Source organism: Corynebacterium confusum (assembly GCF_030408715.1).
Classification (GTDB): domain Bacteria; phylum Actinomycetota; class Actinomycetes; order Mycobacteriales; family Mycobacteriaceae; genus Corynebacterium; species Corynebacterium confusum.
Genome location: NZ_CP047202.1, coordinates 1,920,607 through 1,932,830, shown reverse-complemented (window position 1 = coordinate 1,932,830; position 12,224 = coordinate 1,920,607). Strand labels below are relative to the sequence as shown.

Sequence of the window (12,224 nt, the reverse complement as noted above, 5' to 3'; positions counted from 1 at the left end):
AGGGATGTCGTTTGCATCGGTGCGAGGGCATATGGCCCTCCCTGGTTATGTTCTGTTGGTGTTTCTGTGTGCGGTGTTCGGTCTCGTAGGGATACAGACTGAAGTGCGGGCACAGGAGCTCCCGAGCCTGGTAGTGGCCAAGACTGATGGGGTGGGCAAGGAGGGGGAACCTCCCGTTCCTGGGGCAACCTTTCAATTGACAAGGCTGCCTGATATCGCCGCAAACGATGATGACGAGTTGAGTACCTTGGCGCGAAGCAATCCTCAGTTGTTGACTGAAGCGCCCGGTACGTCGCGCGGTGCTGTCTACACAGCGACGACTGGTAACGATGGCCTCGCCGTATTCTCGGGCATCCAACCGGGTGTCTATCAACTGGTTGAACTACCGTCTTTTGTTGGGGAAGACCGGCCTTCTACCACGAGCCCAGCGCTAGTCCTTGTCAGGTCCGATGAACGGAAGCTGGTCCGCGGCAAGACCCAACCCCTCTTTGTTAATAAGGAATCTCAGGTGGCGGCTGCCCGTCCCGGTCAGAGAGTGTCATACCGAGTGGAATCGAACGTACCGGACGTGGACGCTCACGGAAAGCTGTACCGCTATGAGTTCTCTGACCAGCTGGACGACGCTTTCGCTTCGGGTGAGGTTGACACAGTCACTGTCCGTTCGTTGGGTAAGACGATGAGACTAGAGCCCGGAAGGCACTACGTGGAATCCAGCTCCGGGCGGGTCTTAAGCTTTGAACTCACCGACGTTGGTTTACACACGGTAGCGCAGGCACGTGCAGGGCACCCCGAGACGCGTATGGAAGTGCAGCTCCACGGCATCTTGCGCTCCGATCTTGACGACGGTGCACGAGTCCTGAACCGCGCGGCGGTGGCGTTCGATGGAATGACTGCACATGATCGCGTCCTGTCTCCATTGGTGACAGTAGTCATTGATTCCGCATCCACTACTGAGCCGGTGCCACCGCGTGAGGAGGACGACTTCAACACCACGTCCACCGCAGGGAAAAGCCAGGTGAGGAATCGAGCCAGAGCGATCGTGACCAAGCCGACAACAACGTGGATGGCGCGGAACCTGGTGAACAGAGGAGCACGCCCCGCGATATCTTAGCCTCGACCGGTGCTAGCATCCTTGGGCTAGTTCTAGCTGGGTTGTGCCTTATCTTAGCCGGGATAATTTTCCTGCGTCGCCGGAGAGCAGATGAGGATTCTCGGAAAGATTTTCTCCAATCTAGTAGCAACAGTAGTGAGCAATAATGAAAAAATCGCCTAGTTACTTGCAACGTATTTCCGCGGCAATCATGTCTGTCGTGGTCTTAGCAGCGCTCATGGCCGTTCCTGGAACGCCATGGGAAGAACAGACGGTACCTTCTGCCCAAGCACAAACGGACCGAAACTGGACAACAGATGGCACCCAATTTGGTCAGTGCGGCCTGAGGCAGCCGGGCTTAGCTGCGGCTAAACCCTACGCGGGACAACTGTGCTGGATTGATCTGCAGGGTTTTGAAAATCTCACCCGCACTCCAAAGGCTTTTACCCGCGACCTCGGCCGCTACACGTTGACGTTTAATGCGTCCCTCGTCAACGGGAGTGAAGGGCAGGCTGCCATTTTCCGCGACGGGCTAGCCGAGAGCGTCTTCGGCAACTATGCCTTCACTCCTTATGCGAATGATTCGACCAAACCAATTTTGCGGCACACAATGGGCGGCGGTGCGCCAAGAAACCAGTTTAAGTACCGTCTCACCGACATTACAGTGCGAGACAAAGCTACAGGTGCGGTTGTTCCTAATTATCGTATTGTGTATACGGAGGGTGAGGCGACAACACCCCAGATTTACGGTGAGTCCCTGTGGGTGGATGCGCCCCTAATGGGTAAAACCGTGGAACCCTACACGCGTCTTACGCCGAGTAACTCCTCGTCAGATGGGCTTAAATTCATCCCAGCCTGTACTAAGAACACGGAGCCGAATAACATTTTCGGGCCGGGAGCCAGGGAATACTACTGGTCGCAAGGCGACCGGAAAGTAAAAGATTTTGCTTGCATTGAAAATGGAGGCACCGCGGTGCCTGGCCGTGGCGGAGGCTATCTGGCAGGTAGCGACAGCCCAGGAACGCTGGAGATCTCTACTTTTTCTGAGCGCCGCTACCAAGGCTTTGCCCTTGCCCTGAGCTTTGCACAGATGGGGGGTGGTGTCTCCTCTAACACCACCGATGAAAAACAGATCACCGGTGAGTCTACGAAATTCGACTTTTCGATGGCCACCCGTTACAACGGGAAAGACACTACAGTACCGTGGCAGGGCGCTGGTGTGCGCACGCAGGTTATCCGGAATATGGCCCCGGCTGATCCCCAACCAACGGATCGCAATGGTTCCCGGGCAGCTGACCAGATGGTCTTTAAATCGACCGCCAGCGGCGCGGCCGCCCAACGTGCGCTAGCTCGCTACACACCAACGTGGACGTGTCAGACTGCTAGCAATCGGTTCACCATTGTCGAGGGCAAGGTGCCCAGCGGCTTTACTTTGAATAATAACTCGGCGGGCGGATACAGCGAGCTGCTGATGGATAACCCGTACTCCGAACCAGTCAGCTGTGCAGTGGACTGGCAACCGCGCTTCGCAACGACTCCGCTGACCATCGGCAAGAAAATGGAGGGCAACGCAGCGGAGTTCTCCGAGCAGTTGAACGCGCGTTTTACCTTGTCCTACAAGTGCACCGCACCGGCTGGCTACGCTGACGCATACCCGAGTGTCCAGTTAGCTGGAAAGAACACTGTTGCGAACGGCCAGTCCTACACCGTGGAAGGACTGCCACAGGGAGCTACCTGCACAGTAAAGGAAGAATTCCCCGACGGTACTAGTCCAACTGCTCCTGGCACGGAACTCACCTTGTCATGGAACAATGGCAAATCCACTGGTGGCGCTCTGCCAGAAACAGTCGTGACGTTGGGGGCAGGCGGTAATTCTGTGACTGCCACCAACAATTTCAGGTACCGCGAGGGAACGCTGAAAATCAATAAACACATAGCGGGCGAGCCCGTGGATTTATTTGGAGGAAACCGTAACTACCGGTTCCAGCTACGTTGCGAGGGCACGCCGTATTCACAAATCGTTGACCTTCCTGCCACCGGAACCGGAGACGGACTCGATGGAAGCGCCACGTTCGCAGGGGTGCCTGTCGGGCGCGAGTGCTTGCTGACTCCCTTGAGCGGACTGAGCTCTGAAGAAAGCAAACAAATCAATTTCGACGGGCGCACGGTTGACGTGGATGGCACCGAGGTCGAAGCCCGTGGCGACGGAAGCTATCCGATTAAGCTGCCGGATTATTCTGACGGAGAAACACCGACGACGGCTACTGCGCAGATCGAAGCCCGGTATTCCTTCCAGACCCGCGATGTCGCCGTTATTAAGCAGGTCACGGGACCAGCAGCCGGTTTGGTAACCAACGAGAGCTTCCCGGTGGAATACCGGTGCACGTGGCGCGATGATCCGACCGCGACCAACACGGGCTCGTTGGACATCCGCACTAGTGATCAAGAAACTGCCAAGATTTCTGGCGTGCGAGTAGGCTCTGAGTGTCGAGTCTGGGAGGAAAATACCCCAAGCGACGCTAAAGTCGACCTGGATAAGACCGTGGTTCGGTCTGGAGATGCCAACGACGAAGTGACCGAGTTATCTAACGAAGCCGCTAAAACAACACCGGTGCTGACAGTCTCCTCGTCGAACGACGATCGGCAAAACCGTGTGGTTGTGGTGAACCATTACGTTAACAAATTGGGGCAGGTAAACCTCACGAAGCTGGTGGAGGACAACGGAATTCGCTCTGGGCTACCGGATACCTATGAGCTGGCTTTTAAGTGCGGTTCGCGCTCAGTGGAGATGCCGGATGGCACTATTCGTGACGTGCAGCTCACTGGCTCCGCAAACCTAGGAGCAGGGCAATCCTCCCTGCTTAAGGCCAGCACCGGCGATGATACCTTGGATTCCTTAGTCAATGATCAGGACGGTTACCTCGGTGTGCCCTTTGGGAACACCTGTACCTTTGGCGAGCGCCAGCCTGAGTTGTCCGCCTCGGGAGTTTTGTGGAGCACGGATGCTGCCACCATCTCCCACGACATCGATGCAGATCAAGAGGACATTGAAGTTACTAACACCTTCGACGCTGCCGGAGAGGGCGTTACCGTGTCGCAGAACACGGTAGGGATCGCGGAGCTTTCTCAACCGGTTGATTATGAGCTTCAGTGCACAAATGATGGCCTGGAGTTGCCGCTATCCGCTGAGGAATCTCGGTTCACGCTCAGCGAGGAGAGCCCTACTCACATAATCCCAGCGTCGTCGGTACCTGAGGGAAGTACATGCGTGCTGCGAGAGACCAGCCGAGACGGCTTGACCCGGCAGAATCAGGATTCTGAAGACTATAGGATCGATCGTGACAGCCGAGTGCAGTCTATTGATCCTGACACCGGGCTAGAAACGGTGGATTCGTTCGACGACGGAGCCCAGATCGATGACTCCTCTTTCACAGTGGGGGCTAACTCCGTGGTGACCGTCGAACATGGCTACAGTTTTGTGAATACGGAGATGACCGTTACCAAGACAGTGGCCTTTGACCCTGCCACCGCGCACCTCATCTCGGAGGCACGCAAGGACGTCAAGCGCAACCGTCAATTCGACGTGCAGGTTCTGTGTACCTTGCCGACTGGTACGGCGGGGCAGACCTTCTCAGGCAAGGTAAGTTCCGTAGGTGAGCCGTGGGTCTTTGGTGGGGTTCCCCTCGGGTCGAAATGTACGGCGACGGAGGGGGAGACAACGACAGCCGAAGGCATCGACGTGGACCAAGAAGCATCTGCTGGTGGAATCACGAAAGAACGGGCTGTCGCTTTCACGGTGAACGAGGAGAGGACACCTGTCGAATTCACCAATACCTATACCCGTCGGGTAGCAGACGTCCAGTTGAACAAGATCGCCAACGCTCCTTTCGATATCATCGGCGCGGCAGGTGGCCGAGATGCTTTCTATACTCACGAATTCGTCATGGAATGCCGTGATCCGGAAACGGATGATGACGCGGACGGCGAATTGCTGGACACGTTTGTCTCGGAGATCCAAGGCCCAGGAACGACGACGTTCCGCGGCGTGCCAGTGGGGGCGGACTGCCAGATCACCGGCGACCGGTTCGGGAAGCTGTATTTGACCGGAACCGATGAGACCGACGCGCCGTTGGAGACCCATCTGCAGCCCCACAAGGTGGATTGGTTGGTGGATCGCAACGACGGCAGCACCTTCACGGATACCGATTTGGAGGACGGCGAGACTACCTCGCAATACTTCGACGTGGTGGATAATTCTGGTCAGACGCCGGGAACCATCATCAACCTGACCAACTATTATGGCTTCGTTGATTCGCCGCTTAAGATGACCAAGAAAATTACGGCAACGAAGGCAGGCTTCGACCTGTTGGAGCAGAACCAGCCTACTTTTGACTTCCAGTACCAGTGCAAGGGTGTGGGATACGCCTACTCCAGCATTGGGCAGGGTGATGATCGCCTGAAGGACACGCTTTCGCTGGCCGACTTCTCCGACAGCCAGGACAACGGCGACGGCACGTACACCCGCACCTATGAGTCGGAAGTGACGAACGTGCCGGCGGGTGCGTGGTGTACCTTCCGCGAGGCACGCGTTGAGGGCACTCCGGCGGGGCTCGAGCACACCGCGGAGCCCGAGGTCGTCCAACAGCGTGTTGAAGGCAACGCCGATAACCCGGTTGAGTTCTCCTTCGTGAATAAATACGAGCGGCGTATGGTTCCGGTAGACGTCGTGGCCATTCACACGGGCTACCTCGAGGGGCTGGGGGATAAAGGATATACTTACCAGCTAACCTGTGATGATCCGGCGCAAACTACCCGGATAGTAGATTTCAGTACGCAGGAAACGAACGCGGTGGACTCGGTTTCGGCAAGCGCGGTCCCGAACTCAGGGCGCAAACGCATCGATCTGCCGGCGGGTAGCACGTGTGAGATTAGTGCTGCCAATTCGGCAGCCTTGCAGGCGCGACCTGAGCTGGAGGTCACGCAGGGGCAGCGCACTCCGTTCATGCAGTTTGGCCGTTGGATCGGTGCGCGCGCCGATGAGAGTAACCCCTCCAGCAGGCTCAGCGGTTTGTCCCCTGATGAGGTCACTGCGGAGATGAAGAACTATGCGTATGAGTTCCCGGTGGCCGAAGATGCCAGATCGGCCAGCGGCGAAGCTGTCATGACGGTGGCTGGTGAAGCAATGCACCCGCGCGCCCGCGTCGATGTCGAGTTTACGAAGGAGGCTAACGGCGCGGCCGGAGAGGATGCAGTGTTTAGTTTCCGAGATACCTGTAATTCCCAAGAGTTCAGTCTGCGGGCAGGAGAGTCGTACACGATCCAGGGGCTGGAAGTCGACCGCACCTGCGCAGTTTCGGAGACTGACAACGGAGTGGATGGCGTGAACTCGGTTATTCGCCTCGGGGACACGGGAGATCGGATTGCCAACGCGGTCACCGTCAGCACTGATAACGAACTCCCTGACGGGCAAGGAATGAGCTATGTCCGGGAGTGGGAGTTCGATATTTTGCCGGTTGCCCAGGCTAGTGACTTACGCACCGCGGGTCAGCCGTGGAGCCTGACCGGTATTAATGATGTCCCAGGCGTGGAGGTGACTAAGCGTATCGATGGAACTCCACTCAGCACGGTGACGGGCGCGGTGGCTGATCTGGCGCTCTTGCCGCATGAAGCAGATGTAATGCGCTTTAATTACGACATTGCTAACACAGGTGTTTTGCCGCTGGATTCGTTCAGAATCAAGGAGCCTGGTTTGGCAGGTAAGACCGTGAGGGCTGACGATGGGACGCAGTTCACCCTCGATGAGGACGGCACTGTCCCGCCCGCATTGTGTGAGGTTGGCGTACTTCAGGCTGAGGAAGAAACGACCTGCGCCTTTGATGTAGTCATTGATAGCCCGCGGGATGAGAACTATTCTTACCCGAAGGACCCTGACGGCACGGTACTGGTCACCGCGAAGGCGGGTAATTCTCAGGTGTCGGATTCTGACTCTTACGGAGCGCTGCGCTTGAAGGAGTCCGTGGCGTGGCTCCTTCCCGAGACAGGTCGTCAGACCTTGGTCTTGTTCCTTCTGCTGGGCTTGCTTATCTTGGCAACCGGTTTGATTCGCTATCTGCGCAACCGGGAAGATGACGATATTGAGGTTGATGCTAACCGAGGAGTGGAGGAGACATCGCGGACCTAACGAATCCTGACACGGGTGCCGGCGCCACCGCGGCAAGCCCGGACCGGTCCGCGCGGCACGGCCGTTGTGGTCGCAGTGGTTACGGCGGCCGCGCCGGCCGGCCTAGCCGCGTCCGCCGTTGGCGCTCCCTGGCCTGGATCCTCGTTGGTATCCTCATCTTGTCCTATCCGGTGGTAGCGACCCTTTATAACGACTACCGGATCCAGAAGCAGGCTCAGGACTACAGCGGCGCAGTGGAAAAGATCGATCCGCCGAACAAGTCGCAGCAGTACCTGGCGGAAGCGCGTGACTACAACGCCCGGCTGGCGCGGCAGGGCCACCACGCGCTGCCGCCGGGGGACGAATCCCCCGGTTGGCAGGAGTACCTGTCGACGCTGAATGCCCCGGAGACCAACGGCATGATGGGGCGCATCACTATCGCGGCCATCGACGTGGATCTGCCGGTCTACCACGGCACCCAGCCGGACGTGCTTTACGAGGGTGCGGGCCACATGTTCGGCAGCGACCTGCCCGTGGGCGGGGCCGGCACCAACGCGGTCATCACCGCCCACACCGGCATGGTTGACGCCTCCATGTTCGACCGACTGCCCACGCTCAAGGACGGCGAGATTGCCACCGTGGAAGTGATGGGGGAGAAGCTGCACTACCGGGTCACCGGCCGCAAGGTGGTCAAGCCGGACTACTGGCAGGCGGTGACCTACGAGGAGGGCAAAGACAAGCTCACGCTGGTGACCTGCACCCCGTACGGGATTAACTCGGACCGCCTGCTGGTCGAGGCCGAGCGCGTGGATCTCGGATCCGACGGGGACTATTCGTGGAAGCCGTCGTTTAGCTGGTGGATGCTCGCCGCTCTGGCCATCATCGCGATCGTCTTAATCATCGTGGCCGTCAAGGAGTGGCGCCGCCGGCGTCGCCGTCGGCAGCAGGCTGACCAACCGGAGACGAGGACCGGCGATGGTGTCTACGGTGTAGCAGGTGAGCATTCCGGGCCCTAGGCACCGGGCTGGTAGACTCCCTGTTTAAGTGAAAATCTGTTCTTAACGTGGGGAATTGTAGGTGAGGCACCATGGCCCGATTTGTTGACCGCGTCGTTTTGCACTTGCAGGCAGGCGACGGCGGGCACGGCTGCGTGTCCGTTCACCGCGAAAAATTCAAGCCCCTCGGCGGCCCGGACGGCGGCAACGGCGGACACGGCGGGGACATCGTCCTGGAGGTTTCCAACCAGGTCCACACGCTGATGGACTTCCACTATCGCCCGCACATCAAGGCCGAGCGCGGCGGCAACGGAGCGGGCGACAACCGCAACGGTGCCCGCGGCAAGGACCTGGTGCTGGAGGTGCCCGCCGGCACGGTCGTCCAGGACGCCAAGGGCCGGGTGCTGGCGGACCTGACGGTCCCGGGCACGCGCTTCATCGCGGCCGAGGGCGGCTACGGCGGCCTAGGCAACGCGGCGCTGGCTACGGCCCAGCGCAAGGCCCCGGGCTTTGCGCTCCAGGGTGAGCCGGGGCAGGCGCACGACCTGGTCCTGGAGCTTAAGTCGATGGCCGATGTCGGGCTGGTCGGCTTCCCCTCGGCCGGCAAATCCTCGCTGATTTCCGTGCTCTCTGCGGCCAAGCCGAAGATTGGTGACTACCCGTTTACTACCCTGCAGCCCAACCTCGGCGTGGTGGACATGGGGGATTCTTCCTTCACCATCGCGGACGTGCCGGGGCTTATCCCGGGCGCTTCCCAGGGCAAGGGCCTGGGCCTGGATTTTTTGCGTCACATCGAGCGCACCGCAGTGCTGGTCCACATCGTGGATACCGCCAGCATCGAGCCGGGCCGCGATCCGGTCTCCGACATCGAGGCGCTGGAAAACGAGCTGGCCCAATACAAGTCCGTGCTGGACGAGGACACCGGCCTGGGCGATCTGCGTGACCGCCCGCGGCTTATCGTCCTCAACAAGGCCGACGTCCCGGAGGCAGCCGAGCTGGCGGAATTCGTTAAGGATGACCTGGAACAGCAGTTCGGCTGGCCGGTCTTTATTATCTCCGCGGTCGCCCGCAAGGGCCTGGATCCGCTGAAGTACGCCCTGATGGAAGCGGTGGATAAGGCCCGCCGCGAGCGGCCGAAGCAGAAGGCAGATCCGAATCACACGGTCATCCGCCCGAAGGCGGTCGGCCCCCGCACCGGCGGTTCCTTCGCCCAGTTCACGGTCGAAAAAGACCCGGAGGTCGAGGGCGGCTTCATCGTCGAGGGCGACAAGATCGAGCGCTGGATCACCCAGACCGACTTCGAGAACGAGGAGGCCGTGGGCTACCTGGCCGACCGCCTGGCCAAGGCCGGCGTGGAAGACCAGCTGCGCAAGGCCGGCGCCGTGGAGGGCGCGCCGGTGACCATCGGCGGCATCACCTTCGAATGGGAGCCGATGACCGCCGGGGATCCGACCCTGGCTGGCCGCGGCCACGACGCCCGCCTGCAGGGCACCTCGCGCGTCTCCGCCGCCGAGCGCAAGCGCGCCTCCCAAGCCCGCCGCGGGCTTATCGACGAATACGACTACGGCCAGGACGAAGAAGTCACCCGCGAGGGCGCCAACCGCGACCGCTGGCAGGGTTAGACAACCCCATTGCCAGCGCCGGCCGCGCGGGGCGAGGTGGGCCAAAAGTAGGTAAGGCCTGCACGCCGGCGCGGTAGGTTTGTATGATCGGTGGACATGACTGCGCAATCGGACAATCACAGTACTTCTTCCGACCAGCCTTCCCGGCCCCTGCCGCTGGAGCCGTATGCGGATCAAGCTCCGGAGACCCCCTTCCCGGCCCCGGCGCCGCAAGCCGACGAGTCCCTGGCGATGGGGCACGAGTCCCAGCTACGCGAGGAGATCACCAAAGCCAAGCGTGTGGTGGTAAAGATCGGTTCCTCCTCGCTGACCGGGGACGATTTCTCCGTCGCCCCAGAGAAAATTGACCGGATTGTGGACGCCATCCAGGCCCGCATGGAGTTCTCCGACGTCATCGTGGTCTCCTCCGGCGCCGTAGCCGCGGGCATGAAGCCGCTGGGGCTGACCCAGCGGCCCACGGACCTGGCCACCAAGCAGGCCGCCGCCGCGGTAGGCCAGGTGCACCTGGCCTACGAGTGGTCGCGTTCTTTCGCTCGCTACGGCCGCACCGTGGGCCAAGTCCTGCTGACGGCTTCCGATGCCGGCAAGCGCGACCGCGCCCGTAACGCCCAGCGGACCATCGAGCGCCTGCGCCACCTGCGCGCCGTGCCGATCGTCAACGAAAACGACACGGTGGCCACCTCCGAGATGCGGTTCGGCGACAACGACCGGCTCTCCGCCCTGGTTGCGCACCTGACCTCGGCGGACGCGCTCTTCCTGCTCTCTGACGTGGACGGGCTCTACGACCGCAACCCGGCGGAGCCGGGCGCCCAGTTCGTCGACGAGGTCCGCACCGGCAAGGATCTCAAGGGCGTGGCCGCCGGCGACGGCGGCAAGGTGGGCACCGGCGGCATGGCATCCAAGGTTTCGGCCGCGCGCCTGGCAGCCCGCGGCGGTGTGCCGGTGCTGCTGACCTCGGCGGATAACATCGGTCCGGCCCTGGAGGATTCCCGCGTCGGGACGGTCTTCCACACCCGCGAGGAGCGCCGCCTGTCCGCCTGGAAGTTCTGGGCGCTGTACTCGGCGGACTCCGGCGGAACCCTGCGCTTGGACGCCGGCGCGGAGGAGGCCGTCACCCGCGGCGGCAACTCCCTGCTCGCGGTCGGTATCACCGACGTGGACGGCGAGTTCCGCGCCGGGGAAATCGTCGACATCGTCGGCCCGGAGTCCAAGGTCATCGGCCGCGGCGAGGTCAACTTCGACTCCAGCACCCTGCGCGAGATCATGGGCCGCCACACCGACGAGCTGCCGGTGGAGATGCACCGCGCCGTCGTCCACGCGGACTACCTGTCCAACTACGCCTCCCGCCTGTAAAACGGAGGGTAAAAAAGAAAGCGCAAGGCGGCGCGGCCGGCGGCTCGGTCGCGTAGCGTGGGGCCCATGAAATATTTTATGGGACCCTACGTTTGGGAAGAGACGGTCGCCGATATCGAGGCGGCCGGACACCAGCAGGTAGAGCGGATCGAGGATGCGGAAGCCTATATCAACACCTCGCCGAGCCCCGCCAAGATCCCGGATATGCCGGGCAACATCGGCTTCATCCAGCACTGCTTCACCGGGGTGGAGGGCCTCATCGAGGCCGGGCTGATTAGGAAAGGTGGGCTGCGTTGGGCGAATTCGGCCGGCGCCTTCGCCACCCCGGTCGCCGAGTCCGCGCTGGGCCTTTTGCTCTCCCAGGCCCACCAACACAAGGCTTTCGCCCTGGCCGCGGACTGGAGCGTGGCCGGCGAGCTCGATAAGCAGCAGGCGTGGCTCTACAGCCCGGCCGGCCGCGACCCAAAGACGGTGGTGGTGCTGGGCGCGGGCGGCATCGGCAAGCGCTTGATTGAGCTGCTCGCCCCGTTCGGCCTGCACGTTATCGCCGTGAATAATTCCGGGCGCGAGGTCGCCGGCGCTAACGAGACCTTCGCGCTTAAAGAGGCCGGTGAGGTCTGGGGCCGCGCCGACTTCGTGGTGAACATCCTGCCGCTAACGCAGGAGACGAACGGGCTTATCGATGCCTCTTTCTTCGCCCGCCTGAAGTCCAGCGCCATTTTTGTCAACGTTGGCCGCGGGGCCACGGTGGTGACCGACGATCTGGTGCAGGCGCTGCAAGACGGCACCATCGCCGGCGCCGGCCTGGAGGTCGTGGACCCGGAGCCGCTGCCGGACGGGCATCCGCTCTATGCGCTGCCAAACTGCACGATGACCCCGCACATCGCGGCCTCCCAGCGGGTGGCGCGCTTGCACATGGGCCCGGTCTTTGACGCCAACGCCCGGGCCTTCGCCGCCGGCGAGCGGATGCCCACCGAAGTCAACCCGGGAGCAGGTTATTAAGC

Annotated in this window: 7 protein-coding genes; all 7 read left to right on the top strand. The window is 61.2% G+C overall.

What is annotated here, in order from left to right; genetic code table 11:
- Positions 1–4 precede the first annotated feature (4 nt).
- The 7 genes from CCONF_RS08965 to CCONF_RS08940 all read left to right on the top strand — a co-directional run bounded on the left by CCONF_RS08965 (position 5) and on the right by CCONF_RS08940 (position 12,222).
- Entirely contained in the window at positions 5–1,111 is a 1,107-nt protein-coding gene (locus tag CCONF_RS08965) for a SpaA isopeptide-forming pilin-related protein (protein ID WP_290222870.1), read from the top strand.
- Complete coding sequence (locus CCONF_RS11520; protein ID WP_353959497.1) at positions 1,060–1,257, top strand: LPXTG cell wall anchor domain-containing protein; 198 nt, start codon at positions 1,060–1,062, stop codon at positions 1,255–1,257. Before CCONF_RS08965 ends, CCONF_RS11520 begins: the two co-directional genes overlap by 52 nt.
- Before the next feature lie 20 nt (positions 1,258–1,277).
- Positions 1,278–7,271: a DUF5979 domain-containing protein gene (locus CCONF_RS08960; protein ID WP_290222869.1), complete on the top strand. Its 5,994-nt coding sequence runs from the start codon at positions 1,278–1,280 to the stop codon at positions 7,269–7,271.
- Positions 7,259–8,266, top strand: coding sequence for a class C sortase (locus CCONF_RS08955; RefSeq protein ID WP_353959522.1), 1,008 nt, complete (start codon positions 7,259–7,261; stop codon positions 8,264–8,266). The genes CCONF_RS08960 and CCONF_RS08955 overlap by 13 nt, the downstream gene beginning before the upstream one ends.
- Before the next feature lie 71 nt (positions 8,267–8,337).
- Complete coding sequence (gene obgE, locus CCONF_RS08950) at positions 8,338–9,867, top strand: GTPase ObgE (RefSeq protein ID WP_290222867.1); 1,530 nt, start codon at positions 8,338–8,340, stop codon at positions 9,865–9,867.
- A gap of 96 nt (positions 9,868–9,963) precedes the next feature.
- Positions 9,964–11,220 (top strand): glutamate 5-kinase, encoded by a 1,257-nt coding sequence (gene proB, locus CCONF_RS08945; RefSeq protein ID WP_290222865.1) that lies wholly within the window; start codon positions 9,964–9,966, stop codon positions 11,218–11,220.
- A 66-nt stretch (positions 11,221–11,286) separates the two neighbouring features.
- Positions 11,287–12,222, top strand: a complete 936-nt coding sequence (locus CCONF_RS08940) for a D-isomer specific 2-hydroxyacid dehydrogenase family protein (RefSeq protein ID WP_290222862.1) — start codon at positions 11,287–11,289, stop codon at positions 12,220–12,222.
- Positions 12,223–12,224: the final 2 nt, after the last annotated feature.

Coding starts and splice junctions, on each gene's coding strand:
- obgE (WP_290222867.1), top strand. CDS start 8,338: ATGGCCCGATTTGTTGACCGCGTCGTTTTGCACTTGCAGGCAGGCGAC.
- CCONF_RS08940 (WP_290222862.1), top strand. CDS start 11,287: ATGAAATATTTTATGGGACCCTACGTTTGGGAAGAGACGGTCGCCGAT.
- proB (WP_290222865.1), top strand. CDS start 9,964: ATGACTGCGCAATCGGACAATCACAGTACTTCTTCCGACCAGCCTTCC.
- CCONF_RS08965 (WP_290222870.1), top strand. CDS start 5: ATGTCGTTTGCATCGGTGCGAGGGCATATGGCCCTCCCTGGTTATGTT.